The organism is Corynebacterium bovis DSM 20582 = CIP 54.80, assembly GCF_030408615.1.
In the GTDB taxonomy this organism is placed as follows: Bacteria; Actinomycetota; Actinomycetes; order Mycobacteriales; family Mycobacteriaceae; genus Corynebacterium; species Corynebacterium bovis.
On sequence record NZ_CP047187.1, the window covers coordinates 390325 to 417130 of the forward strand.

The 26806-nt window shown below is 71.9% G+C and carries 20 protein-coding genes; 16 read left to right on the forward strand and 4 right to left on the reverse strand.

The window, feature by feature from the left end; translation table 11 throughout:
* The first annotated feature begins 641 nt into the window (after positions 1-641).
* Positions 642-2066 (forward strand): dihydrolipoyl dehydrogenase, encoded by a 1425-nt coding sequence (lpdA, locus tag CBOVI_RS01395; RefSeq protein ID WP_010275064.1) that lies wholly within the window; start codon positions 642-644, stop codon positions 2064-2066.
* Between the two features lie 237 nt (positions 2067-2303).
* Here the strand turns inward: lpdA and aceA are convergent, their stop codons facing one another.
* Entirely contained in the window at positions 2304-3599 is a 1296-nt protein-coding gene (gene aceA, locus CBOVI_RS01400; protein ID WP_010275060.1) for an isocitrate lyase, read from the reverse strand.
* A 690-nt stretch (positions 3600-4289) separates the two neighbouring features.
* Between aceA and CBOVI_RS01405 the strand changes: the two genes are divergently transcribed.
* The 10 genes from CBOVI_RS01405 (at position 4290) to deoC (ending at position 17586) form a co-directional block, all read left to right on the forward strand.
* Positions 4290-6494, forward strand: a complete 2205-nt coding sequence (locus CBOVI_RS01405) for a malate synthase G (RefSeq protein WP_010275057.1) — start codon at positions 4290-4292, stop codon at positions 6492-6494.
* Between the two features lie 238 nt (positions 6495-6732).
* Positions 6733-7527, forward strand: a complete 795-nt coding sequence (locus CBOVI_RS01410; RefSeq protein WP_010275053.1) for an HAD family hydrolase — start codon at positions 6733-6735, stop codon at positions 7525-7527.
* A 107-nt stretch (positions 7528-7634) separates the two neighbouring features.
* Positions 7635-10331 (forward strand): glycoside hydrolase family 65 protein, encoded by a 2697-nt coding sequence (locus tag CBOVI_RS01415; RefSeq protein WP_010275051.1) that lies wholly within the window; start codon positions 7635-7637, stop codon positions 10329-10331.
* A gap of 448 nt (positions 10332-10779) precedes the next feature.
* Entirely contained in the window at positions 10780-11523 is a 744-nt protein-coding gene (locus tag CBOVI_RS01420; RefSeq protein WP_029157804.1) for a succinate dehydrogenase cytochrome b subunit, read from the forward strand.
* 29 nt (positions 11524-11552) lie between these two features.
* Positions 11553-13589, forward strand: a complete 2037-nt coding sequence (locus CBOVI_RS01425) for a fumarate reductase/succinate dehydrogenase flavoprotein subunit (RefSeq protein WP_010267270.1) — start codon at positions 11553-11555, stop codon at positions 13587-13589.
* Entirely contained in the window at positions 13589-14338 is a 750-nt protein-coding gene (locus tag CBOVI_RS01430) for a succinate dehydrogenase/fumarate reductase iron-sulfur subunit (protein ID WP_010267267.1), read from the forward strand. Before CBOVI_RS01425 ends, CBOVI_RS01430 begins: the two co-directional genes overlap by 1 nt.
* 215 nt (positions 14339-14553) lie before the next feature.
* Positions 14554-14904 carry a hypothetical protein gene (locus CBOVI_RS01435; RefSeq protein ID WP_010267264.1) on the forward strand — a complete coding sequence of 117 codons (351 nt, stop codon included), beginning with the start codon at positions 14554-14556 and terminating at the stop codon, positions 14902-14904.
* Positions 14905-15000: 96 nt separating this feature from the next.
* Positions 15001-16320, forward strand: a complete 1320-nt coding sequence (locus tag CBOVI_RS01440; RefSeq protein ID WP_010267262.1) for a DUF445 domain-containing protein — start codon at positions 15001-15003, stop codon at positions 16318-16320.
* A gap of 112 nt (positions 16321-16432) precedes the next feature.
* Positions 16433-16726, forward strand: a complete 294-nt coding sequence (locus CBOVI_RS01445; protein WP_125173053.1) for a DUF2516 family protein — start codon at positions 16433-16435, stop codon at positions 16724-16726.
* Positions 16727-16836: 110 nt separating this feature from the next.
* A complete protein-coding gene (deoC, locus tag CBOVI_RS01450; protein WP_010267254.1) occupies positions 16837-17586 on the forward strand; it encodes a deoxyribose-phosphate aldolase in 750 nt (249 codons plus the stop codon).
* A 119-nt stretch (positions 17587-17705) separates the two neighbouring features.
* Here the strand turns inward: deoC and CBOVI_RS01455 are convergent, their stop codons facing one another.
* Together CBOVI_RS01455 and CBOVI_RS01460 are read right to left on the reverse strand one after the other, a co-directional pair.
* Positions 17706-18533 carry an LmeA family phospholipid-binding protein gene (locus CBOVI_RS01455; RefSeq protein ID WP_125185833.1) on the reverse strand — a complete coding sequence of 276 codons (828 nt, stop codon included), beginning with the start codon at positions 18531-18533 and terminating at the stop codon, positions 17706-17708.
* 58 nt (positions 18534-18591) lie between these two features.
* A complete protein-coding gene (locus CBOVI_RS01460; protein WP_010267248.1) occupies positions 18592-19092 on the reverse strand; it encodes a DUF2505 domain-containing protein in 501 nt (166 codons plus the stop codon).
* A 74-nt stretch (positions 19093-19166) separates the two neighbouring features.
* Here CBOVI_RS01460 and CBOVI_RS01465 point away from each other — a divergent pair, with 74 nt between their 5' ends.
* Positions 19167-20465: a UDP-N-acetylmuramate dehydrogenase gene (locus CBOVI_RS01465; protein ID WP_183273737.1), complete on the forward strand. Its 1299-nt coding sequence runs from the start codon at positions 19167-19169 to the stop codon at positions 20463-20465.
* Positions 20466-20554: 89 nt separating this feature from the next.
* Here CBOVI_RS01465 and CBOVI_RS01470 read toward each other — a convergent pair whose 3' ends face one another.
* Positions 20555-22291 carry a long-chain-fatty-acid--CoA ligase gene (locus CBOVI_RS01470; protein WP_010267242.1) on the reverse strand — a complete coding sequence of 579 codons (1737 nt, stop codon included), beginning with the start codon at positions 22289-22291 and terminating at the stop codon, positions 20555-20557.
* 158 nt (positions 22292-22449) lie between these two features.
* On the opposite strand from CBOVI_RS01470, the gene mshA reads away from it, so the two are divergent.
* From mshA to CBOVI_RS01490, 4 genes are all read left to right on the forward strand, one after another.
* On the forward strand, positions 22450-23778 hold the full coding sequence (mshA, locus tag CBOVI_RS01475; protein ID WP_125187323.1) for a D-inositol-3-phosphate glycosyltransferase: 1329 nt from the start codon (positions 22450-22452) through the stop codon (positions 23776-23778).
* Positions 23779-23884: 106 nt separating this feature from the next.
* Positions 23885-24625, forward strand: coding sequence for a type III secretion system chaperone family protein (locus CBOVI_RS10850; RefSeq protein ID WP_221190593.1), 741 nt, complete (start codon positions 23885-23887; stop codon positions 24623-24625).
* Positions 24555-25328 (forward strand): phosphoglyceromutase, encoded by a 774-nt coding sequence (locus CBOVI_RS01485; protein WP_010268109.1) that lies wholly within the window; start codon positions 24555-24557, stop codon positions 25326-25328. The genes CBOVI_RS10850 and CBOVI_RS01485 overlap by 71 nt, the downstream gene beginning before the upstream one ends.
* Positions 25329-25341: 13 nt before the next feature.
* Entirely contained in the window at positions 25342-26571 is a 1230-nt protein-coding gene (locus tag CBOVI_RS01490; protein ID WP_010268106.1) for a sensor histidine kinase, read from the forward strand.
* Positions 26572-26806: the final 235 nt, after the last annotated feature.

The following is a 26806-nucleotide window of genomic DNA, read 5'->3' on the forward strand; positions in this document are numbered from 1 at the left end:
GGCCGAAACAGTGTGCACTCTACCCGGGATCCCGGGGATTCTCGACACCACGCGGACTCCCCCGTGGCAGGGGGCGGCGGACGGGGGCGGCGGGGCGGGCGCCCGCGGGGGCGGGTACCCCCGTGGGGGACCTCGGGTGCGTCGACGGCCGACTCCGTGTGTAGTAGGGGCGTCGGGCTGGATCCGGCCGGTGCCACCACCGGCGGACAGGGCCCGGGAATCCCAGCCCACGGTCCCCGTCGCACCCTGTCGCGCGGGACGCGGGGACGCCCCACACGTGAAAGGTCACACCCATGAACGGATCCGATTCCTTCGTCGTCGCCGTCGACACCATGCTCGGCACCGCCCTGAACTCCATCGCGACCGCGGTGTCGACGTTCCGGGCGTTCTTCCACCTCATCTGAGCCCCGCCCCCGCGGCCGCGGTGACCCCCCTCCCCGCGCCGCGGGCCGCCCGGGTGCGGCGGAAGCCCCGCTGAGCTGAAGAACCCCTCCCCGCGCCGCGGGCCGTCCCGCCGACCACCGGGACGGGACGCGCACCGTACATCGCGGCCGCGGTGACCGTCGTTCCCCCGGACCGGTGACCGTCGGTGTCACGCCCCCGGGGGACAAGACGGCTGCGGAGACGTATCCTTGGGCACTGTGGCTGAACATTTTGATGTAGTAGTACTCGGAGCTGGCCCCGGTGGCTATGTCTCCGCCATCCGCGCGGCGCAGCTGGGCCTGAAGACCGCCGTGATCGAGAAGCAGTACTGGGGAGGTGTCTGTCTCAACGTCGGCTGCATTCCGTCGAAGGCCCTGATCCGGAATGCGGAGCTCGCGCACACGATCACCCGGGAGGCCAAGACCTACGGGATCACGGGCGACAACATCTCGATGGACTTCGGCGTCGCGCACCAGCGCTCGCGCAAGGTGTCCGCCGGGATCGTCAAGGGCGTCCACTACCTGATGAAGAAGAACGGCATCACCGAGATCAACGGTCTCGGCACCTTCACCGACGACCACACCATCGAGGTCTCCGAGGGTGACGACGCCGGCACGACGGTGACGTTCGACAACTGCATCATCGCGACGGGCTCGGTCGTCAAGTCCCTGCCCGGCGTGACGATCGGCGGCAACATCGTCTCCTTCGAGGAGCAGATCCTCGACGCCGAGAAGCCGGACTCGATGGTCATCATCGGGGCCGGGGCGATCGGCATGGAGTTCGCCTACGTGCTGTCGAACTTCGGCGTGGACGTCACCGTCGTCGAGTTCATGGACCGGGTCCTCCCGAACGAGGACGCCGAGGTCTCCAAGGAGATCGCCAAGCAGTACAAGAAGCTCGGCGTCACGCTGAAGACCGGGCACAAGACCACCGCGGTCCGCGACAAGGGCGAGGGCAAGGGCGTCGAGGTCGACATCGAGTCGGCCGACGGCTCCGCCTCCGAGACGCTCACCGCCGACCGGGTCATGGTCTCCATCGGGTTCGCGCCCCGCGTCGAGGGCTTCGGCCTCGACACGACCGGCGTGGCGCTCACCGAGCGCGGCGCGATCGAGATCGACGAGCGGATGCGCACCTCCGTGCCGCACATCTACGCCATCGGTGACGTCACGGCGAAGCTTCAGCTGGCCCACGTCGCCGAGGCGCAGGGCGTCGTCGCCGCCGAGACCATCGCGGACGTCGAGACCCAGGAGCTCGGCGACTACCAGATGATGCCGCGGGCGACGTTCTGCTCGCCGCAGGTCGCGTCCTTCGGCTACACCGAGGAGGCCGCGCGGAAGCGGGCCGAGGAGCAGGGCCGCGAGATCAAGGTCGCGTCCTTCCCGTTCAGCGCGAACGGCAAGGCCCAGGGCCTCGGTCACGGCACCGGCTTCGTGAAGCTCATCGTCGACGCCGAGTACGGCGAGCTCGTCGGCGGGCACATGGTCGGCCCGGACGTCTCGGAGCTCCTCCCCGAGCTCACGCTGGCGCAGCGCTTCGACCTCACGGCCGAGGAGATTGGACGCAACGTCCACACCCACCCGACCCTGTCGGAGGCCATGAAGGAGGCCGCCGAGGGGACGATGGGGCACATGATCAACCTCTGACCCCGCCCCACCGGGCGCCCGGGGGCCGGCACCCCGCCGACCCCCACCGGGGCCCGCGGACCGTGAACCCCCACCCGGCCCGCGGACCCGGCGACCTCACGGTCGCCCCCCCACGCACGAAGGACCCCCGCCCCGACACCGGTCATCCGGTGCCGTGGACGGGGGTCCTCCGCGTGGTCGTCCCGCAGGACCCGTCCCCGGGCGGGACCCCGCGAGGGGCGCCCGGGTGAGGGGGTCCTAGTGGAACTGACCCTCCTCCGTGGAGCCCTTGAGGGCGGTGGTGGAGGAGTTCGGGTCGACCGTCGTGGCGATGGCGTCGAAGTAGCCGGCGCCGACCTCACGCTGGTGCTTGACGGCGGTGAAGCCACGCTCCTCGGCGGCCTTGAACTCGCGGTTCTGGAGGTCGACGAAGGCCGTCATCTGCTCGCGGGCGTAGCCGTACGCCAGGTCGAACATCGAGTAGTTGAGGGAGTGGAAGCCGGCGAGGGTGATGAACTGGAACTTGAAGCCCATCGCGCCGAGCTCGTTCTGGAACTTGGCGATCTCGTCCTGCTCGAGGTGCGCCGACCAGTTGAAGGACGGGGAGCAGTTGTAGGCCAGGAGCTGGTCCGGGTGCTCGGAGCGCACGGCCTCGGCGAACTTCTTCGCGAGCTCGAGGTCCGGGGTGCCGGTCTCCATCCAGATGAGGTCGGCGTACGGGGCGTAGGACTTCGCGCGGGCGATGCAGGGCTCGACGCCGTTCTTGACGTAGAAGTAGCCCTCGGCGGAGCGCTCACCCGTGAGGAACTCGGCGTCGCGCTCGTCGACGTCGGAGGTCATGAGGGTCGCGGCCTCGGCGTCGGTACGGGCGATGACGAGCGTCGACGTCCCGGCGACGTCCGCGGCGAGACGCGCGGAGTTCAGGGTGCGGATGTGCTGCTGGGTGGGGATGAGCACCTTGCCGCCGAGGTGGCCGCACTTCTTCTCCGAGGCGAGCTGATCCTCCCAGTGGGTACCGGCGGCACCCGCGGCGATCATGGCCTTCTGGAGCTCGTAGACGTTGAGCGCGCCACCGAAGCCGGCCTCGCCGTCCGCGACGATCGGGACGAGCCAGTTGTCGACGGAGGTGTCACCCTCGACGCGGGCGACCTCGTCGGCGCGGAGGAGCGCGTTGTTGATGCGGCGCACGACCTGCGGGACGGAGTTCGCCGGGTAGAGCGACTGGTCGGGGTAGGTGTGGCCGGAGAGGTTCGCGTCACCGGCGACCTGCCACCCGGAGAGGTAGACGGCCTTGAGGCCCGCACGGACCTGCTGGACGGCCTGGTTACCGGTGAGAGCACCCAGGGCGTTGATGTAGCCGTCGCCCTCCTCGTGGATGGCGTCGAAGAGGATCTCCGCACCACGGCGCGCGAGGGTGTGATCCTCGACGACGGTGCCCTGGAGCTGCTCGACCTGCTCGGCGGTGTAGTCGCGGGTGATGCCCTTCCAGCGGGGATTCTCGTCCCAGTCCTTCTGGATCTCCGCCGCGGTGCGCGGCTTACCGACGTTCGACATGTGATGCTCACTTCCTTGTTCGAATGAGAAGGTGCTCTCGTGGTGCGATGGCCGACCCTGGCCCGGCCTCCGCGACGCCCCTGAGGGGGCCGGCCGCCGGGGAACGTCGGCGGTACCGCCCGATCGGGGGGAACGGGGGCACCGTCGCCGTCGCGGTGGCCGCGGCGGTGACCGGGGCCGTCAGGTGGACGACGGCCGGCGGCCGGCGCGACAGGCCGGACGCGGGAGGGTCGGATCGTCGACCTCAAATCTACAGGGGGAAAACGGCACGTCAAAGGGTCGGGGAGAAGTTCATGCCGTCGGGGGTAGGATTCATTAATGTTTGTCGTAGAAATGACACCGGTCGACCCTGAAAGGGAATCACCGTGTGATCTGCCTCTCACGCTGGAATGATACGGCGTCCCCGGGGCAGAACATCTGCTGTCGTACCGGTCGGCCACGGGCCGTGTGCTTTCCGGTTCAGGTGGAGGAGTGGGGGTGATGCGGTGTCGGGTGGGGGCGGATGTCGTGGCGCCGGTGACTCAGGTCACCTACGCTGAACGGTGAATCCGGCTCGTCGGGTCGGGTGCGTCCGCCGCGCCACCCGTGGTGCGCACGCCCCCCGCCCGCACCCGCCGCCAGGGAACGTCAGCGGTCCCTGACGGGATCCCCGCCGGCCGGGCGACGACCGCACAGCGAAGGAGTTTTTCCATGACACAGCAGACGGACCGCGTGACAGCAGGTGGACTGCAGGTCGCCACCACCCTCCACGAGTGGGTCAACGGCACCCTCCTGCCGCGCATCGGCCTCGACGCCGAGGCGTTCTGGAACGGCTTCGGCGAGATCGTCGCCCGCCACACCCCGCGCAACCGGGAGCTGCTCGCCCGCCGTGACGAGCTCCAGCAGACCCTCGACACCTGGTACGCCGACCACCGGGGCGCCCAGGACCCGGAGGAGTACACGGCCTTCCTCAAGGAGATCGGCTACCTCGTCGACCGCCCGGAGGACTTCGAGATCCGCACGGCGAACGTCGACCGGGAGATCTCCGAGACCGCCGGCCCGCAGCTCGTCGTCCCGGTGCTCAACGCCCGGTTCGCGATCAACGCCGCCAACGCGCGGTGGGGCTCCCTCTACGACGCCCTCTACGGCACCGACGCCATCTCCGAGGAGAACGGCCAGGAGAAGGGCACCGGGTACAACAAGGTCCGCGGCGACAAGGTCATCGAGTGGGGCCGTGACTTCCTCGACAAGGCGCTGCCGCTGGAGTCCGGGTCCCACCGGGACGTCACCCGCTACTCCGTGGAGTCCGGCCAGTTCACCGCGACGGTCGACGGCACCGAGGTGCCGCTGCGCGAGCCGCAGGTCTACGCCGGCTACCGCGGGGACGTGGCGGACCCGGAGGGCATCCTCCTCCGCCACAACGGGCTCTACCTGGAGATCCAGATCGACCCGGAGCACCCCGTCGGGAAGGACGACAAGGCCCACGTCAAGGACATCCTCATGGAGTCCGCGGTCTCGACGATCATGGACTTCGAGGACTCGGTCGCGGCCGTCGACGCGACGGACAAGACCCTCGGCTACTCCAACTGGTTCGGCCTCAACACCGGTGAGCTCACCGAGGAGATCAGCAAGGGCGGGAAGTCCTTCACCCGCCGGCTCAACGACGACCGGGTGTACACCGACCGCGAGGGCGGGGAGCTGCGCCTCCACGGCCGCTCGCTGCTGTTCGTCCGCAACGTCGGCCACCTCATGCAGAACCCGGCGATCCTCGACGCCGACGGCGAGGAGATCTTCGAGGGCATCATGGACGGCGTCATCACGGCCGCCGCGGCGATCCCGGGTCTCGACGAGGCCAACGAGCGGCGCAACTCCCGCACCGGCTCGATCTACATCGTGAAGCCCAAGCAGCACGGCCCCGACGAGGTGGCCTTCACCGACGCGCTGTTCAGTGACATCGAGGACCTGCTCAAGCTGCCGCGCCACACCCTCAAGGTCGGCCTCATGGACGAGGAGCGCCGCACGTCGGCGAACCTCGACGCCTGCATCGCCGCGACCCCGGACCGCCTGGCCTTCATCAACACCGGCTTCCTCGACCGGACCGGTGACGAGATCCACACCTCGATGGTCGCCGGCCCGATGATCCGCAAGGGCGAGATGAAGACCGCCCCGTGGATGCTGGCCTACGAGGACAAGAACGTCGACGCCGGCATCGAGCACGGCCTGCCGGGCAAGGCGCAGATCGGCAAGGGCATGTGGGCGAAGACCGAGCTCATGGCCGACATGCTCACCGAGAAGATCGGTCAGCCGAAGCAGGGTGCCTCCACCGCGTGGGTGCCCTCGCCGACGGGTGCGACGCTCCACGCGACGCACTACCACCTCGTCGACGTCTTCGCCGTCCAGGAGAAGCTCCGGGCCGACGGCCGCCGCGACACGGACCCGGCCCTGCTCACGGTCCCGGTCGCCGGTCCGGCGGCCGGCGAGGGCGACGCCACGTGGTCGCCGGAGGAGATCAAGGAGGAGGTCGACAACAACTGCCAGTCGATCCTCGGGTACGTCGTCCGCTGGGTCGAGCAGGGCGTCGGCTGCTCCAAGATCCCGGACATCCACGACATCGACCTCATGGAGGACCGCGCGACCTGCCGGATCAACTCCCAGCACCTCGCGAACTGGCTCCGCCACGGCGTCGTCACCGAGGAGCAGGTCATGGAGTCCCTCCAGCGCATGGCCGCGGTCGTCGACGGCCAGAACGCCGGGGACGACGCCTACCGGAACATGGCCCCGGACTTCGACGCCTCGGTCGCGTTCCAGGCGGCGAAGGACCTCATCCTCAAGGGCACCGAGCAGCCCTCCGGCTACACCGAGCCGATCCTCCACGCCCGCCGGCGTGAGTTCAAGGAGAAGAACGGCATCGCCTGACCGGCCACGCGGCTGACGCGGCTGACCCGGCTGACCCGGCCGCCGGCCACCGCCTGACACGGCCACCCGGCCCCGGCGCCCACCACCGTCCGCGGTGGGGGCGACCGGGGCCGACGTGCGTCGGGGGCCACCCGCCCCGCCCGGGCGGCGGACGGCGGCGCGGAACCCTACGATGGGGACCGCGGCGACGGCACCTGCCGTGGCCGGACCGAACCGTCCCCACCACCCGGAGGCCCCCATGCCGGACACCGGCCGACTCCCGTCCCGGACCACCCCCCGCTCCGCGGAGGAGGTGACGCTCAGCGACTACCGCGCGGTGCTCTTCGACCTCGACGGCGTCATCACCCCGACCGCCGACCTCCACCGCGACGCCTGGCGCGCGATGTTCACCGACGTGCTCGCCGACCGGGGCGTGGACCCGTACTCGGAGCAGGACTACTTCGACCACCTCGACGGGCGCAGCCGGACGGAGGGGGTCGCCTCCCTCCTCGCCTCCCGGGGGATCACCCTGCCCCACGACCGCGCGGACGCGGGGGAGGAGGGGGAGGACTCCCCGGAGGACGACACGGTCGTCGGCCTCGGGCTGCGGAAGAACCGCGAGTTCCTCCGGCTGCTCGACGCCGGCATCACGCCCTACCCGGGCTCCGTCCGGCTGCTCGACGCGCTCGAGGACGGCGCGGACACCCGGGCCGTGCGCGTCGCGGTCGTGAGCTCGTCGCGCAACGCGCGGCGGGTGCTGCGCGCCGCGGGGCTGCTCGACCGGTTCGAGCTCGTCGTCGACGGGGAGGTCGCGGCCCGGGAGGGCCTCGCCGGCAAGCCCGCGCCGGACACGTACCTCCACGCCGCCCGGGAGCTCGGGGTCGAGCCGGGGGCGGCCGTCGTCGTCGAGGACGCGACGTCGGGGGTGGCCGCCGGTCGGGCGGGGGACGTCGGGCTCGTCGTCGGCGTGGACCGGGGGGCCGGGGCGGAGGCGCTGCGCGCCGCGGGGGCGGACGTCGTCGTCCCCGACCTCGCCCGGCTCGTCGAACCGTGACGGCCCCTGACCTCGGTGAGGTGCCGGGGCCCGTCACCCGGTAACCTCAGCTGCGGTCAGTCGCCGAGGGGCGCAGTGAGACGTCAACCAGGAAGGACCCCGACTCCATGAGTGTGAAGGACGACCCCGAGGACTTCCTCGTCGCCCGCCGGACCGAGCCCATCGACTGCGAGGACGGCACCCTCGTCCCGGAGGGCTTCCGCGCGGACTCCCACCACCACGACATCGACCCGCGTCGCCTCATCGACCGGGAGAACAACCCCGTCACCGAGTGGGGGTGGTGGGAGACGAAACCGCAGCGCACGCCGCTCGGGGTGTCGGAGACCATCTTCGCGCTCGGCAACGGCTACCTCGGGATGCGCGCGAACCCGCCCGAGGGCCGGGACACGGACAACCACGGCACGTTCATCAACGGCCTCCACGAGACGTGGGCCATCGAGCACGCCGAGGACGCCTACGGGCTCGCCCGCGAGGGGCAGTCCATCATCCAGGCCCCGGACGCCAAGGCCATGCGGCTCTACATCGACGACGAACCCCTCCGACTGGGCAACGCCGAGGTGGAGGACTACAGCCGCGGGATCGACTTCCGGGAGGGCGTGCTCCGGCGGAGCTTCATCTGGCTCACGCCGGCCGGCAAGCGCGTCCGGGTCTCCACGGAGCGCATGGTGTCCTTCCAGGAGCGGCACCTGGCCCTCATGTCGCTCGAGGTGGAGCTGCTGGACAGCGATGCGGCGATCGTCGTCTCCTCCCAGATCCTCAACCGGCAGGACGGGGTCAGCGAGTTCCCCGACGTCCCCGCCGGGGCGGACGTCGACCCCGCGGCCGGGGCCCCGGGTGACGGCGACGACGCCGACGACGACCCGCGGAAGGGCGCCCGGCTGCGCGGCCGGGTCTACACCCCCTCCTACCAGTCCCAGCCGACACCGGACCGGGCGACGCTCGGCTACCGGGTGCGGCGGTCCGGGATGACCGTGGCCTGCACGATGGACCACGTCCTCGACGTGCGGACCCCGGACGGCGGCGACGCGGCGGACGTCGGGGTGGAGGTGAGCACCCACGTCTCCGAGGACGTCGCGGACGTGGTCTACCACCTCAAGGGCACGAAGGGGCTCACGCTGCGGCTGGAGAAGTTCGTCGCGTACCACTCGTCGCGGCACGTCTCCGCCGAGGAGCTGGCCTTCCGGTGCGCGCGGACGGTGAACCGGGCGAAGGACGTGGGGTTCAGCACCCTCGTCGACGACCAGGCGGAGTGGCTCGCCGAGTTCTGGGAGCGCTCCGACGTGCAGGTCACGGGGCAGCCGGCCATCCAGCAGGCCGTGCGGTGGAACATCTTCCAGCTCGCCCAGGCCTCCGCCCGGGCCGAGACGCAGGGCGTGCCGGCGAAGGGGGTGACCGGGTCCGGGTACGGCGGCCACTACTTCTGGGACACCGAGGTGTACGTCATGCCGTTCCTCAGCTACACCAACCCCCAGTACGCCCGGAACGCCCTGCGGTTCCGCTACCAGATGCTCGAGGCCGCGCGGGACCGGGCGCGGGAACTGTCGCACGACGGCGTGCTGTTCCCGTGGCGGACGATCAACGGGCGGGAGTCCAGCGCGTACTACGCGGCCGGGACGGCGCAGTACCACATCGACGCGGACATCGCGTACGCGCTCATGAAGTACGTCTACGCCACCGGGGACGTCGACTTCCTCCTCGACGAGGGCATCCACATCCTCGTCGGCACCGCCCGGTTCTGGATGTCCCTCGGCTTCTTCACCGGGGAGGACGGGCGCTTCGAGATCCACTCCGTGACCGGCCCGGACGAGTACACGACCGTGGTGAACAACAACCTGTACACGAACGTCATGGCGCAGTACAACCTCCGCGTCGCCGAGGCGGTCGTCCAGCAGATGCGCCGTGACCGGCCGGAGGACTACCACGACCTGTGCCGGCGGGCCGGTCTCTCCGACGCGGAGCTGCGCCGGTGGGCGGCGGCCGCGGACCGCATGTACGTGCCCTACAACGGGGAGCGGCGGATCCACCCGCAGGACGACCAGTTCATGCGCCGCCAGGTGTGGAACCTCGACGACCCGGACGGCACGCCGAAGCGCCCGCTGCTGCTGCACTACCACCCGTTGACGATCTACCGGTACCAGGTGCTCAAGCAGGCCGACGTCGTCCTCGCGCTGTTCCTCCAGGGGCAGGAGTTCACGACGGACGTCAAGCGCCGCGACTACGACTACTACGACCGGTTGACGACGGGGGACTCGACGCTGTCCGCCGTCGTCCAGTCCATCATGGCCGCGGAGCTGGGCTACCAGCAGAAGGCGATGGACTTCTTCACCCGGGGGCTGTTCGTGGACCTGGCGAACCTCCACGGCAACACGGCCGACGGCGTGCACATCGCGTCGTGCGGCGGGGTGTGGAGCGCGCTCGTCTCCGGGTTCGGCGGGTTCCGGGACCACTACGGGCAGTTCAGCATCGACCCCCGGCTGCCGGAGGAGTGGGAGGAGATCAGCTTCGTCGTCACCCTCCACGGGTGCCGCATCCGGGTGACGGTCCGCGAGGGCGAGGTGGAGCTCGTCGTCGTGGCGGGCGGGCACCGGGTCGGCCCGTTGTGGGTCTGCGGTCAGGAGGTCATCGTCGGGGCGGAGCCGGTCACGGTCCGGGGGGAGACCCGCCTGGACTGTGACGGTGCGGACTGTTCGGGGACCGACGCCGTCCGGCGCGGTCGCGGGGACGTGCCGACGGGCTGCGGTGACCCGGTGGAACCGCGGGGGACGCGGGGCTACGACTCCGTGACGGTGCACCGCGGGGAGTGAGCCCGGCCGGGGGGGGCACGGCCCGGCGGGTCGCCGTGTGCGGCGGGTGCGGCGGGTGCGGCGGGTGCGGCGGGTGCGGTCCGGCGCTGCCCGGCTGCGCCAGCCGCCGCCCGGCGGGGCACCGGGTGTGACACAGGTCACTGTCCTGGGGGTGGCTCCCGGTGAGGGGGTGTCACCTCTGGACGGGGGTGGCTGCGGCGGGGGCAACTGACGCTGGTTACGTTAGCCTTACCACGCCTGCCGTCCGCGCGTGGAGGGCAGGTCGGGAGGGGTGTCTGTGCAGGTCACCGCGTTGTGCGGCGGAGTGGCGCGGGTGGACGGCGGGGGTGACGGCCGCGGGGTCGTCCATGAGCCCGATTCACCCCCTGTGACATTTTTCACGTCCCCGGGGTCCGAGTAGTAGGTCACAGCCGGGTGGTCGTACAGTGTCTATGACACTGGAGGTGCCATGACTGTTACTTACGACGACCGTGACGCAATAGAGCACGGAAAGATCAACACCAGCCCGCTGCGGACACAGCCGGGCTTCCCCACGTGGGCGATGAAGATCACGATGGCCGTGACGGGCGTGATCTTCGCGCTGTTCGTCCTCGTCCACATGATCGGCAACCTGAAGGTCTACACGGGGGCCGAACACTTCAACGCCTACGCGGACTTCCTCCGGGAGGTCGGCGCGCCGCTGGTCCCGCGTGAGGGGCTGCTGTGGATCGCGCGCGCGGTCCTGCTGATCGCGCTCATCCTCCACATCTGGTGCGCCTTCGCGCTCACCGGCCGGTCGCACCGCTCGCGCGGCCGGTTCCGCCGCAGCAACATGCAGAAGACGTGGAACACGTTCACGGGCCGGACGATGCTCGTGACCGGGTTCGTCCTCCTGCTGTTCATCATCTTCCACATCCTCGACCTCACGATCGGCGCGAAGCCGGCGGCGTCGGACGTCTTCGAGCACGGGCAGGCCTACGCCAACCTCGTCGCCTCGTTCGACCGCCCCGTGGTGGCGATCTTCTACATCCTGTGCATGCTCATCCTGTTCATGCACCTGACGCACGGCATCTGGACCGCGACCTCGGACCTCGGCATCACCGGGCACCGGACGCGCCAGGTCATGCTGTGGGTGGCCTACCTGCTCCCGGCCGTCGTCATGATCGGCAACATCTCGATCCCGCTGTCCGTCATGACCGGGCTCGTCGGCTAGAGCACGCGCGCCACTGAGGAGAAGAGAACATGAGCGAAGTTACCCAGCATCCGCACAACCAGACGGCGGACTTCAACTACGACGAGGCCGTCGCGGCGTTCACCGCGCCGGAGTCCTCGGTCGACGGCGTGACCGTCGGCAAGGTCCTCAAGGACAACGCCCCGCACGACGTGAGCCAGGAGCACCAGTGGCAGTGGGCCAAGGAGCACTTCGGCATGGTGTCGCCGCTGAACCGGAGGAAGTTCCGGGTCCTCATCATCGGCACCGGCCTCGCCGGTGGTGCCGCGGCCGCCGCGCTCGGTGAGCTCGGCTACGACGTCAAGGTCTTCACGTACCACGACAGCCCCCGGCGTGCGCACTCCATCGCCGCGCAGGGCGGCGTGAACTCGTCGCGCGGCAAGAAGCTCGACAACGACAGCACGTACCTCCACACCAAGGACACGGTGAAGGGCGGCGACTACCGCTGCCGGGAGAACGACTGCTGGCGGCTCGCCATGGAGTCGCCGAAGGTCATCGACCACATGAACGCCATCGGCGCCCCGTTCTCCCGCGAGTACGGCGGCACGCTCGCCACTCGGTCCTTCGGTGGCGTGCAGGTGTCCCGCACGTACTACACCCGGGGCCAGACGGGCCAGCAGCTCCAGCTGGCGACGACGTCGGCCCTGTACCGCCAGATCGGCGCGGGCAACGTCGAGATCTTCACCCACAACGAGCTCGTCGACCTCGTCGTCAACGACGACGGCGTGTGCGAGGGTGCCGTCATGCGCAACCTCATCACCGGTGAGCTGAAGGTCCACACGGGCCACGCGACGGTCCTCGCCACCGGCGGGTACGGGAACGTGTACCACATGTCGACCCTGGCGAAGAACTCCAACGCCTCGGCGATCATGCGCGCCTACGACCGCGGGGCCTACCTCGCCAGCCCGTCCTTCGTGCAGTTCCACCCGACGGGCCTGCCGGTGAACTCCGACTGGCAGTCGAAGACGATCCTCATGTCGGAGTCCCTCCGCAACGACGGCCGGATCTGGACGCCGAAGAAGAAGGGCGACGACCGGGACCCGAAGGACATCCCCGAGGACGAGCGGGACTACTTCCTCGAGCGCCGCTACCCGGCGTTCGGCAACCTCGTGCCCCGCGACATCGCGTCCCGCGCGAACGCCCAGCAGATCAACGCGGGCTACGGCGTCGGTCCGAAGAAGAACTCCGTGTACCTGGACCTCGGCGACGCGATCAACCGCCTCGGCAAGGACACGATCCGCGAGCGCTACGGCAACCTCATCCAGATGTACGAGGAGGCCATCGGCGAGAACGCCTACGAGACGCCGATGCGGATCGCCCCGACGTGCCACTACACGATGGGTGGCCTGTGGACGGACTTCAACGAGATGACGTCCGTGCCCGGCCTGTTCTGCTCCGGCGAGTCCTCGTGGATGTACCACGGCGCGAACCGCCTCGGCGCGAACTCGCTGCTCTCGTCGTCCGTCGAGGGCTGGTTCACGCTCCCGTTCACGGTCCCGAACTACCTGGCCCCGCTGCTCGGCACCCCGGTCCCGGACCCGGAGTCCCCGCAGGCGAAGGCCGCGCTCGACCGGGCGCAGGCCCGGATCGACCGGCTCATGAACATCCGCGGCGACAACCCGCACGGCCCGGAGTACTACCACCGCCAGCTCGGTGAGATCCTGTACTTCTCCTGCGGCGTCGCCCGCAACGTCGAGGACATGCGGGACGGCATCGAGAAGATCCGGGCGCTCCGCAAGGACTTCTGGGAGAACCTCCGCATCCCCGGCGGCACCGACGAGATGAACCAGACGCTCGAGTACGCCAACCGGGTCGCGGACTACCTCGACCTCGGCGAGCTCATGTGCGTCGACGCCCTCGACCGTGACGAGTCGTGCGGCGCCCACTACCGCGACGACCACCTCTCCGAGGACGGCGAGGCCCAGCGTGACGACGACAACTGGTGCTTCGTCTCCGCGTGGCAGTCGGACGGCGAGAACCGCTTCATCCGCCACTCCGAGCCGCTGTACTTCGACCGCATCCCGCTGATGACAAGGAATTACAAGTAATGAAACTGCATCTTGAGATCTGGCGTCAGGCGGGCCCGAACACCGAGGGTCACTTCGAGTCCGTCGACGTTCCCGACGCCGCGGAGCAGATGTCCATCCTGGAGCTCTTCGACCACGTCAACAACCGGTACGTCGAGGAGGGCCGGGAGCCCTTCGCCTTCGCCTCCGACTGCCGCGAGGGCATCTGCGGCACCTGCGGCCTGACCATCAACGGCCGCCCGCACGGCCCGGACAAGAACAAGCCCGCCTGCCAGCAGCGCCTGCTGAGCTTCAGCGACGGGGACACGATCAAGATCGAGCCGCTGCGCTCGGCCGCGTACCCCGTCGTCAAGGACATGGTCGTCGACCGGTCCGCGCTCGACCGCGTCATGGAGCAGGGCGGCTTCGTCTCCGTCATGGCCGGGACGGCCCCGGACGCCGACAGCCTCCTCGTCAACCACAGCGACGCCGAGCTCGCGCTCGACCACGCCGCGTGCATCGGCTGCGGCGCGTGCGTCGCCGCCTGCCCGAACGGTGCGGCGCACCTGTTCACCGGTGCGAAGCTCGTCCACCTCACCCTGTCCCCGATGGGCCGGGAGGAGCGCGGGCGCCGCGCCCGCAAGATGGTCGACGAGGTCGAGGGCACCTTCGGCCACTGCTCCCTCTTCGGGGAGTGCGCCGACGTCTGCCCGGCCGGCATCCCGCTCACCGCCGTCGCCGCGATCACGAAGGAGCGCGCCCGCGCCGCCTTCCGCGGCAAGGACGACTAGTCACGACGGCCCCCGCCACCCCGTCCCACGCCCCCGCCGCCCCTTGACGGGGGCGTGCGGACGGCCCGTCCCGGCTGTCGAGTTCCTGCCCGTCACCACGGCGGCTAAGCTGGAGACAACCGGGTGACTGCCCGGGCGGCCCCGTCGGCACCCGAGCCCCGCACCCCGGGAGACCCCACCCCGGGAGAGACCCACCTCAGGAGAAAGAGGAGAAGATGTCCGCGCACGCAGCAGTCGCTGAACCCGTCGACCGGGAGGCACAGTTCGCCGGTGAACCGGCCTACCTGGACGGCTACGTCCCCTCCAGCTTCGACTCCCCGCACACCTCGCTCACGCGGGTGCTGACCTGGCTCGGTGCGGCGTCCATCCTCGCGTCGCTCGCGTTCTGGGGCACGATCGTCTTCGGCCTCGCGACGAAGGTCTACGACCAGAACGACGCCGCGGACACGTTCCTCGTCGTCGGCGTCGTCGGTGCCCTCGTCTTCCTCTTCGGCGGGTTCTTCCTCGTCCACCTGGGCCGCCGGGACTACAAGAAGTACGTCAAGCGGACCGGCCGCATCCACTAGGATCCGCCGACCGCCACCGGACGTCAGCGCCACGGCCCCCGCGATGCGGGGTCCGTGGCGTCCGTCGTTCCCGGGCCCGTGGGATACTGGCCGGTGATGAGCACCGCAGAGCACACCACGCCACCCCAGCCCGCCGTCCCGTTACCCGGGGCGGACCCGGAGACCGAGCGCAGCCGCCGCCGGGACCTCCGCCGCCACAAGGCCGTCGCGACCGGGCTCCTCGTCCTCGCGACCGTCATCTACCTCGTGTGCCGCTACCTCGAGGCGCGCGGCCAGGACGGCGCGTGGACCGGGTACGTCCGCGCCGCGTCGGAGGCCGGCATGGTCGGCGCGCTCGCCGACTGGTTCGCGGTCACCGCGCTGTTCCGCCACCCGCTCGGCATCCCCATCCCGCACACGGCGATCATCCGCCGGAAGAAGGACCAGGTCGGCCACGCGCTCAGCGAGTTCGTGGGGGAGAACTTCCTCAACGCGACCCTCATCTCGGAGAAGCTGCGGCAGGCCCGGATCCCGGAACGGGCGGCGGACTGGGTGCTCGACGGCGGGGGAGCGGAGCGGGTATCCGCGGAGGCCGGCAAGCTCATCGACGTCGTCGTCACCGGCCTCGACCCGGCGGACGTCGAGCAGGTCATCCGGGCGTTCGTCGTCGACTCCGTCACGGAACCGGAGTGGGCCCCGCCCCTCGGCCGGGGGCTCGGGCAGCTCATCGAGGAGGGGCGGACGGAGCCGGTCGTCGACGCCGTCGTCGTGTGGCTCGACGAGCGCGCCCGGGCGAGCGAGGACCTCGTCGTCCGCCTCCTCGACGAGCGCACCCCCGCGTGGGCCCCGCGGTTCGTCCGCGAGCTCGTCGGCGCCCGGGTGTACCGGGAGCTCGTGGAGTTCACCGCGGACGTGCGTCGCAACCCGGACCACGAGGCCCGGCGGGCGCTCCGGCGGTTCCTCCGGCAGCTCGCGGACGACCTCCAGCACGACCCCGCGATGATCGGGCGCGTCGAGCGGCTGAAGAACGAGGTCATGGAGTCCGCCCCGGTCCGGGCGCTGCCCGGGCGGCTGTGGGAGCGGGCGCGCGTCGTCCTCACGGACATGGCCCGCGACCCCGAGTCGCTGCTCCGCCGGCGGATCGTGCGGTGGACCACGGACGTCGCGGGCCGGGTGCGCACCGACGCCGACCTGCGGGCGTCGCTGGAGTCCCGCATCGTCGGCGGGGCGGCGTACCTCGCGGAGAACTACGCCGGCGAGGTCACCGGCATCATCGGCGAGACCGTCGAGCGGTGGGACGCGGACGAGGCGTCGGACCGGATCGAGCTCATGGTCGGCAAGGACCTGCAGTTCATCCGCGTCAACGGCACGGTCGTCGGGGCGCTCGCCGGCCTGGTGATCTACACGGTCTCCCAGGCCGTGTTCTCGCTGGTGTGACCGCCACCGCGCCGGCCCCCCGCGCCCGTCGCGCACCGGCACCGCGCCGATCCCGCGCCCGTCCCGGGCCGCCGCGTGACCGGCACCGCGCGGACCGGATAGCATGTCCGGCATGAACCCCTACATGATCACCCTCGTCGTGACGTGGTTCACGCAGGTACTGCAGCTGTTCTTCCTCGTCCTCGCCGTCGGGGGCGCGGTGCAGTGCGCCGTCACGCGGGACGACGCCTTCACGGTCATCGACCGCTCGAAGCAGACGTGGGTCATGCTGCTCGCCGGGTCCGCCGTCGCGCTGCTGCTCAACATCTTCATCCTCGGCATCCCGTTCATCTGGATCGTCGTGCCGGTCATCCTCGGCGTCTACTGGCAGGACGTCCGCCCCGCGGTCCGCGACCTGCTCTCCTGACCGGCCGCCGGGTGGTTCCGTCGTCGACCCCCTCCCGCCCGGCCCCGCACGAGCCGCGCACGAGCCCGGCCCCGCGCGGCCCGTCGTCGCCGGTGGGGCGGGCCGTTACGATGGGCGGCATGATCTCACCCCTCACCCGCGACCGTGTCGCGAGCCTCATGGACGCGACCCTCCTCACCCCCCAGGCCACGCGCGACGACGTCCGCTCCCTCCAACGCACCGCCGTCGACCTCGGCTGCGGTGCGGTGTGCGTGTCGCCGTCGATGCTCCCGCTGCGGTGGGCGGGTCCCGGTCAGGGGGACGACGCCGCCTCCCCGACGGCCGGGACGTCCCCGGACCCCGCCGGCGCGACGGCCGTGCCGCCGGTGCGCGTGGCGACCGTCGTCGGCTTCCCCTCCGGCGCGCACCAGAGCCTCGTCAAGGCGACGGAGGCCCGGTTCGCGGTCGAGCAGGGCGCGGACGAGATCGACATGGTCATCATCCTCGCCAACGCCGTGGCCGGGGACATGAACGCGATGGTCAGCGAGATCGTGACGGTGCGCGAGGCGGTGCCGTTCCCCGTCGTGCTCAAGGTCATCGTCGAGTCGGCGCTGCTCACCGAGGAGCAGCTGCGGACCGCGTGCCGGGCCGCCCGGACGGCGGGCGCGGACTTCGTCAAGACGTCGACGGGGTTCCACCCGGCCGGCGGCGCGACGGTGGAGGCCGTGCGGATCATGGCCGAGGAGGTCGGCGGGGTGCTCGGGGTGAAGGCGTCCGGGGGGATCCGGGACTGGGCCACGGCGGTCGCGATGGTGGAGGCCGGGGCGACGCGCCTCGGCGTCTCCGCCCCGCGGCCGATCCTCGCCGGCGCGCCGGACTGAGCCGGACTGAGCCGGACTGAGCAGGCAGCGGGCGGCCCCGGGGGCGGGGAGGGCCGGACTGAGCGGGGCCCCGGGCGCTCCCCGGGTGCCGGTGACGGGCCGCCCCACCCCGGCGGGGGTCAGCGCCGGGCGTCCCCGTCGGTGCCGGTGATCGAGGCGGCCTCGCTGATGTCGCTGAGGTTGACGTCGGTGCCGTGCATGTCGACGTCGAGGCCGGCGTCGGTGACCGTCGCCGAGCGGAACTCGAAGCCCTGGTTCTCCGCGATGGTCTGGTCGAGGGCCCCGGACAGGGACTCGACGACGCTCGGCGGCAGGTCCACCCCCAGGATCTTCGCGCCGGCGACGTCGAAGGTCAGCGAGCGGTCGTCGATCTCCGGGGACATGGAGACGGTGGCGAGGCCCCCGGACAGTTCGATGTCGAGGGCGTTGCCCGCCGGGTCGGGGCGGACGTCGGTGACGCTGATGAGGCCGGCGGCCCCGCCGCCCCCGGTCGCGTCGCCGACGGCCTTCTGGATCTGGGAGAGGAGCATGGTCGTCGGGATCGTCGAGGTGAGGTCGAGCGACCCGGCGACGGTGTCGTCACCCCGGGTCGTGACGTCGCGGAGGTCGATGTGCGCCGGGGGCGTGCCCTCGACGACGGGCCGCGACCGGTCGTTGTCCGTGTAGCTGGTGCTCAGCGCGTCGGGCAGGTCGAGGGTCATCCGCGACACCCGGCCGCCGAGGAGGCCGACGATGACGGGTGAGGTGCCGAAGGACACGTTCGGGTCCTCCCGCACCGTGACGCCACGTTCCCGGGCGGCCTCGGTGAAACGGTCGGTGACCTCGTGCCGCAGGTACATGCGCACGCCGACCTCGGCGAGGGCGACGACGATCATGAGGACGAGGATGAGACCCACCACGACCTTGACGGCGGTGGATCCCCTGGACGTTCGGTGTCTGGTACTCACCCCGTCCAGTGTCCCGGAAACCCCGGGACGACGCCAGACGGCGCAGGCGGAGGGGTGGTCAGCGCTCGCCGGCGATGTACCGGGCGATGAGCGCCGCCTGGCCCTCGACGACCTCGCCGAGGGCGCCGGCGATCTTGCCCTCGATCTTCGACCCCATGAGCGGGATCTTCACGGTGACCTCGGACCGCGCGGTGAGGGTCGTCGAGTCCCCCTCCCCCCGGAGCGTCGTGTCGGCCGAGAAGGCCACCGGCGCGCCGGTGATCTCCGTCGCGGTGGTGCCCTCGGCGGTGCCGTCGGTGAGGGGGCCGACGGTGACGGTGCGCACCGTCTTCAGCCCCTGCGGGACCATCGAGCGCACGGCGTTCGGCAGCGACGCCGCGGGCAGCAGCTCGTTGAGCACGACCGTGACAGTCTCGCCGTCCGTGAACGAGGCGACCTCGCCCGGCTCCTCGGTGAGGTGGGCGGTCTCGAACTCCCAGTAGCCGCGGTCGCGCAGCGTCGCGTGGACGGTCTCGACCGGGTGGGTCACGGTGGCGGTGTTCTCGGTGTGAGTTGTCATGCGGACAGACTACCGTGGTCGGCGTGACACACTCATCGCATGACGCCGGTTCACCCACGCCTGGTCCGCCGTGGCTGCACGCCGGACACGGCCTGCCGCAGGGAGCGCACATCGTCGCCACCGATTTCGCCCACCTGACGACGTTGCGCACCGGGGGTACCCCGGCCGCGACCGTCGCGTGCACGACGCCGGAGGCGGTCGCCGCGGTCGTCCGTGATCTCGACGCCGCGGGCCGGGACGTGCTCGTCGTCGGCGGGGGGTCGAACCTCGTCGTCGGGGAGGACGTCGGCGGGCTCGTCGTCGTGCTCGTGACGACGGGGGACGACGCACGCCTCCCCGGCGCGGACGCCCCCGCGCCCGGTGACCCGGCCGGCGGGGCCGCCGGCGGGGACGTGACCGTCGACCGCCGGACCGGGACCGTCCGCGCGTTCGCCGGCGTGACGTGGGACGACCTCGTGGCCCGGACGGTCGCGGAGGGCCTCGGCGGGCTGGAGTGCCTGTCCGGCATCCCGGGGTCGGTCGGGGCGACGCCGGTGCAGAACGTCGGCGCGTACGGGGCGGAGGTCTCCCAGACGCTGTCCCGCGTGCACCTCCACGACCGGACGACGGGCCGGTCGGGGTGGGTCGGACCGGAGAACCTCGACCTCGGCTACCGCCACTCCAACCTGAAGTTCACGGGCCGCGCGGTCGTCACCGAGGTGGAGTTCACCCTCCGCACCGACGGGCTGAGCCTGCCACTGCGCTTCGGGGAGCTCGCCCGGCGGCTCGGGGTGGACGCCGACGCCGCCGCCGACGCGGGCGACGGGGCCCGCCGGCCGGTCGCCGAGGTCCGCGAGGCCGTGCTCGACCTCCGCCGGGGCAAGGGCATGGTCCTCGACCCCGACGACCACGACACGTGGTCGGCCGGGTCGTTCTTCACGAACCCCGTCGTCGTCGGGGACGCGGCCCGGGACGCGGTCATCGCCCGGGTGCGCGAGCGGTGCGGTGACGCGGAGGCCGCGGCCGTCCCGTGCTACGCCGCCGGGGTCTCGGCGGCGACGGACCGCCCGGTCGCGGCGGCGGGTGGTCCCGGCGCGTCAGGAACGGTCCCGACGGACGCCCCCGCCGCGGGCACCCCCCGCTACAAGTTCTCCGCTGCGTGGCTCATCGACCGCGCGGGCTTCCCCCGGGGCTGGCACGTCCCCGGCAACGACCGCGCCGGGCTGTCGACCCGCCACACGCTCGCCCTGACGAACCGGGGCGGGGCGACGTCGGCCGACATCGTCGAGCTCGCCCGGGCGGTCCGCGACGGGGTGCGCGCGGCGTTCGGGGTCACCCTGGAGCCGGAGCCGGTGTGGGTCGGGGTCACGCTCGACGACCCCGCCGCGCGGTGATCCCTGCCGCGGGCGGGTGACGCCTGCCGCCCGGTGATCCCCGCCGCCGCGTGACCACCGCCGCGCGGTGACCGCCCCGCGCGGCCCGCTCAGTCGTCCGCCGTGCCCGTGACGAGGTCCCGCACCTCCCGGCGGCGCACCTTGCCGATGAGGTCCGAGGGGAGGTCGTCGACGACGACGAACCGGCGCGGCACCTTGTAGGGGGTGAGCCGTTCCTTGAGCCACGCGCGCAGGGCGGCGTCGTCAACCGACCCCCGCCCGACCCCCTCGGCGAGGACGACGGCGGCGGTGACCTCCTCCGACCCGTCCTCCCGCGGCACCCCCACGACCGCCGCCCGGGCGATGTCCGGGTGCGCGACCAGCTCCTTCTCCACCTCCGCCGGGTAGACGTTGAACCCGCCGGTGATGATCATCTCCTTGAGCCGCGAGACGATCCGGATGAACCCGTCCGGCTCCATGACGGCGATGTCGCCCGTGCGGAACCAGCCGTCGTGGAACGGCTGCTCCTCCTCCGCCAGGTCGAGGTACCCGGCGAAGACCTGTGGACCCCGGGCGAGGAGCTCGCCCGGCTCACCGTCCGGCAGGGTCCGCGAGAGGTCCTCCGGGTCGCCGATGCGCAGCTCCGTGTCCGGGAACGGCACGCCGACGTACCCCGCCCGCCGGTCGTCCGTGAACGGGTTCGCCGCGAGCACCGGGCCGGTCTCCGTCAGGCCGTAGCCCTCGACGATGCGCCCGCCGGTGTGCTCCTCCCAGCGGCGGGTCACGGGGACGGGCAGGGCGGCGGCCCCCGACAGGGCGAACTCGATGCCGCTGAGGTCGACGCCCTCCGCGTCGGCGGCGTCGAGGACCCGCGAGTACAGCGTCGGGACGCCCGGCATGTACGTGGGGGTCCGCTTCCGCAGCAGCCCGGTCATGAGCGCCGGGTCCGGGCTCGGCAGCATGATGAGCGTGCCGCCCGCCGCGACCCCGAGCCCCGCGGTGAGCGTGAACCCGTACACGTGGAACAGCGGCAGGACCGCGAGGATCGACAACTCCCGGGAGCCGTCCATCCCCGGCATCCACGCCTGACCCTGGATGATGTTCGTCACGATGTTGCGGTGCGACAGCGGCGCGCCCTTCGGCACCCCGGTCGTGCCGGACGTGAAGAGGATGAGCGCCTCCGAGTCCGGGGTCGGGCCGGGGCCCGGCCGCTGCCCGCCCGCGGCGGCGAGGGACCGCCGGCCCGCCGCGAGGAGCTGCCGGAACGTCAGCGTGCCGCGCTCGCGGGCGTGGAGCTGCCGGCGCTTCTCCCGGAGGGCGGGCACCGGCAGGTGGAGGGCGAGCCGGGTGAGGGGCGGCATGTCGTCGATGACGTTGACCGTGACGATCGTGCGCAGCGGCGTGTCCCGGGTGAGGGCGCGGCACAGCTCCGTGCCGCGGTCCCACGTCACGGCGACCGTCGCGCCGTGGACGGTGAAGGGGTGCCGCAGCTCCGCGGCGGTGTAGAGGGGGTTGTGCTCGGCGACGGTCGCGCCGAGGGAGAGCACCGCGTAGATGACGACGAGGTGCTGCGGGCAGTTCGGCAGGATCACCGCGACCCGGTCGCCGGGGCCGACGCCGAGCTGGCGGAGGCCCTCGGCGGCCTCGTCGACGAGCCGGCCGAGCCGCCGGTAGGTGAGGGATGCGCCGAAGAACTCGGTCGCGGTGCGGTCGCCGTGGTCGCGGACCGTGGCGGTGAACAGGTCCGTCAACGTCCTGTCCGGGTAGTCCAGGGTGGGCGGGGTCCACGGCGCGTAGGCGGACAGCCACGCACGGTCGCGGGCGGCGGATGCGGTCGGTTCGGTCACGGGGGCTCTCCCGGGGATCGGGCCCGGAACGGGGAGGGCCGGCGGACCGGCCGCGACCCGGGCGGCGTGTGGTGAGCAGATGATAGGCCGGGTCCGCCCCTCCCGGGGCGGGAATGGCCGCGAGCGGTGGGGGCCGGCTGTGCCTAGAATCGGGCGGCATGCGCGTCGCGATGATCTCCATGCACACCTCGCCCCTGGAACAACCGGGGGTCGGTGACGCCGGGGGGATGAACGTCTACGTGCGCAGCACCGCCGAACAGCTCGTCCGCGACGGCGTGGAGGTCGACGTCTTCACCCGGGCGACGCGGGGCTCGCAGGGGGAGGTCGTGGAGGTCATGCCGGGGTTCCGGGTCGTCAACTGCGTGGCCGGTCCGTTCGACGGTCTGCCGAAGGAGGCCCTGCCGACGCAGCTCGCCGCGTTCACCGGGTCGGTCCTCGCGTTCGTCCGCCGGTCGGGGGAGGCCGACGCCCGGGGCAGCGCGGTCCTCGGCGGGGCGTGCGACGGGCACGGCTACGACCTCATCCACTCGCACTACTGGTTGTCCGGCCAGGTCGGCTGGCTGCTGCGGGACTTGTGGCAGATCCCGCTCGTCCACACCGGGCACACGTGGGCGGCGATGAAGAACCTCTCGCTCGCGGACGGGGACACCCCGGAGCCGGAGTCCCGGCGCATCTGCGAGCAGCAGATCGTCGACAACGCGGACATGCTCGTCGTCAACACCGACGACGAGGTGCGGTCGCTCGTCGCCGGGTACGACGCCGACGCCTCCCGCATCCGGGTCGTCCCCCCGGGGGCGGACGTCGAGCGGTTCACCCCCGGCACCGACCGGGCGACGGAACGCTGCCGCCGCGAACTCGGCATCCCCATGCGGGCGAAGGTCATCGGGTTCATCGGGCGGCTGCAACGGCTCAAGGGCCCGCACGTGCTGCTCCGCGCGGCCGCCGAGGTGATCCGTCGGCACCCGGAGGAGAACATCCGGGTCATCGTGTGCGGCGGGCCGTCGGGGTCCGGGCTGGCCCGGCCCGACGAGCTGCACGACCTCGCCCGGTCGCTCGGGATCGCCGGGGCCGTGCGGTTCCTGCCGCCCCGGCCGCCGGAGGAGCTCGTGGCGATCTACCGGGCGACGGACATCGTCGCGGTGCCGAGTTTCACGGAGACGTTCGGGCTCGTCGCGCTGGAGGCGCAGGCGTCGGGCACGCCGGTCGTCGCCGCGCGCGTCGGGGGGTTGCCGATGGCGGTCGACGACGGGGTCAGCGGGGTGCTCGTCGACGGCCACGACCCGGCGGAGTGGGCCGACGCCCTGGAGGCGCTCGTCGTCGACGATGAACGGCGCATCGAGATGGGGGAGCGGGCCCCGGCGCACGCCGCGCGGTTCAGCTGGACGACGACGGCCCGGCGGCTCGAGCACCTGTACGCGGAGGCCGTCACGGCGGGGAGCCACGGGCACCCGGACGACCGGCGGCCGTCGGGCACGCCCGTGGACTGACGCGGCCGCCGGGCGTGCGCGTCCCCCGCGCCGGGTGCGCGTCCCCCGTGCCGGCGGGAGCGGCGGCCGCTGCGCCCCACCGACGCCGGTGGGTAGGCTCGACGGCATGGATCTCGCACAGCTCACCTCGCTGCTGGACAGCGCCGACGTCGAGTACACGGAGGCGGGCGGCAACGCCGTCGTCGTCCTCCCCGGCGAGAAGCGGCTGAAGACGAACGTCCTCCTCATCCCCCAGACCGGTATGTTCCGCGTCGAGGCCTTCGTCTGCCGCGCGGTCGAGGAGGCCCACGCCGACGTCTACCGGCTGCTGCTCCAGCACAACCGCAAGGCGTTCGGCGTCCACTACACGCTGGACAACAACAACGACATCTACCTCGTCGGCCAGTTCAGCGACACCACCGGCCCGGACGACATCCAGCGCATCCTCGGCCAGATCCTCGAGCTCGCCGACGGGGACTTCAACAGCATCCTCGAGCGGGGGTTCGAGACGTCGATCCGCCGGGAGTGGGAGTGGCGCCTCGACCGGGGGGAGTCCACCCGGAACCTCGCGGCCTTCGGCAGGCTCGCGCCGGACGGTCACGGGGGGCCGGCGTCGGAGGGGACGACGACCACACCTCCGCAGCCCCCGGGTCCGCCGCGCCCCGGACGCCGGGTGCCGGGGCGCCGACGCCCCCCACCGCCTGACCCGGGGACACCCGGGGCCGCCCGGGGTCGCCCGGGGGAGGCGGCCGCCGCCGCGGCTGAGCGCCCGGTGCCGGACATGGCAGGATGGAGCCATGAACGACACGACCGGACAGACCAGCGGCACCGCCGGAACCCTCATCCTCCTCCGCCACGGCCAGAGTGAGTGGAACGCGTCGAACCAGTTCACGGGCTGGGTCGACGTCGCGCTCACCGAGCAGGGCCGCGAGGAGGCCCGTCGCGGCGGCGCCCTCATCCGCGAGGCCGGGCTGACCCCCGGCGTCCTCTACACCTCGCTCCTGCGCCGGGCGATCACGACCGCGCACCTCGCCCTCGACGAGGCCGACCGGCTGTGGATCCCCGTCGTCCGCGACTGGCGGCTCAACGAGCGTCACTACGGTGCGCTCCAGGGGCTGAACAAGGCCGAGACGAAGGAGAAGTACGGCGAGGAGCAGTTCATGGCGTGGCGTCGCAGCTACGACACCCCGCCGCCCGCGCTCGAGGTCGGGGCCGAGTACTCGCAGGCGGACGACCCGCGCTACGCGGACCTCGACGAGGTCCCGGCGACGGAGTGCCTGAAGGACGTCGTCGAGCGGCTCGTGCCCTACTACGAGGCGGAGATCGCGCCGCGCCTCGCCGCCGGTGAGACGGTGCTCGTCGCCGCCCACGGCAACTCCCTGCGCGCCCTCGTCAAGCACCTCGACGGCATCTCCGACGAGGACATCGCGGGGCTCAACATCCCGACGGGCATCCCGCTCGTCTACCGGGTCGACGCCGACGGGTCCGTGCTCACCCCGGGTGGCGAGTACCTGGACCCGGAGGCCGCCGCCGCCGGTGCCGCGGCCGTGGCCGCCCAGGGCGGGAAGTAGGTCCGGCGACCCCGTGCTCCTTCTTACCGTCGGCCTCGTCGTGGGGGTCGTGCTCGGCGCGGCGGCGTCGGCCGGGGTCCGCCGGTGGCTCCGGCGGCGCCGGAACGACCGCACGCGCGACGAGCTCCAGGGCAACCGGGTGTCGACGGTCGCGCAGGTCCTCCACTTCGCGATCCAGTCCTCGCCGGCGGCCGTCGTCGTCGTGGACAAGCGCGAGGAGGTCGTGCTGTCCAACCCGCGCGCCCATGAACTCGGCCTCGTCCACGAGCGGTCGCTGAACCCGGCGGCGTGGGGTGTGGTCCGGAAGGTCTTCGCCGACCACGAGCCGCGCATGGTGACCTTCCCGCCGCCGAAGCGGCGGGGTGAGCGGCCGGTCATCTCCGTCGCGGGGCAGGTGCAGCTGCTGACGCTCCTGGACCACCGCTTCGCGGTCGTCTACGCCGTCGACGACTCGGAGACGGTGCGCATGGAGTCGGCGCGCCGGGACTTCGTCGCGAACGTCTCCCACGAGCTCAAGACCCCGGTCGGGGCGATGTCGCTGCTCGTCGAGACCCTCCTCGAGGTCCGTGACGACCCGGAGGCCGTGACCTACTTCGGCAACAAGCTCATGGGGGAGTCCCGGCGCATGGGCACGATGATCACGGAACTCATCTCCCTGTCGAAGCTCCAGGGGGCGGAACCGTTGCCGGACCCGGAGATCATCTCCGTCGACACGGTCATCACCGACGCGCTCTCCCGGTGCCGCACCGTCGCCGAGGCGGCGGGCATCGAGCTGACGACGGACGGGCCCGTCGGCGCGACGGTCGAGGGTGACCGGAGCCTGCTCGTCACCGCCGTCGCGAACCTCATCACGAACGCGGTGAACTACTCGCCGGAGGCGACGCCCGTGTCCATCTCCCGGGAGGCCACCGACGACGCCGTCATCCTCCGCATCACCGACCGGGGCATCGGCATCGCCCCGGAGGACCAGAAGCGCGTGTTCGAGCGGTTCTTCCGCGTCGACAAGGCGCGGTCGCGGGCGACCGGCGGCACGGGGCTGGGGCTCGCGATCGTCAAGCACGTCGTCGCGAACCACGGTGGGCGGGTGTCGCTGTGGTCCCGGCCCGGGACGGGGTCGACCTTCACCATCGAGCTGCCGCGGCACCACGAGGACCGGGGGCGGCGACGGGAGCAGGTCGTGTTCCCCGACCAGCGCGTCCTCGCGGAGGGTGCGGGGGACGACGACGATCCCGACGACGACTGACCCGGGTCCGTCCGGCGGGGCGGGGGCGGGACGCCGCGCCGGGCGGGTGCGCGGTGGGCTGGACGGCGGGACGCCGCGCCGGGCGGGGTGCGCGGTGGGCTGGACGGCGGGATGCCGCGCCGGGCGGGGGTGGCGGGCGGCCGGGGAGGGCCGTGTGAGCGGTTGCGCCGTTCCCCGGCGGGCCTGACACTATGATGAACGACGACGGCCGCCGTCCGGCGACACCGACGGCGGC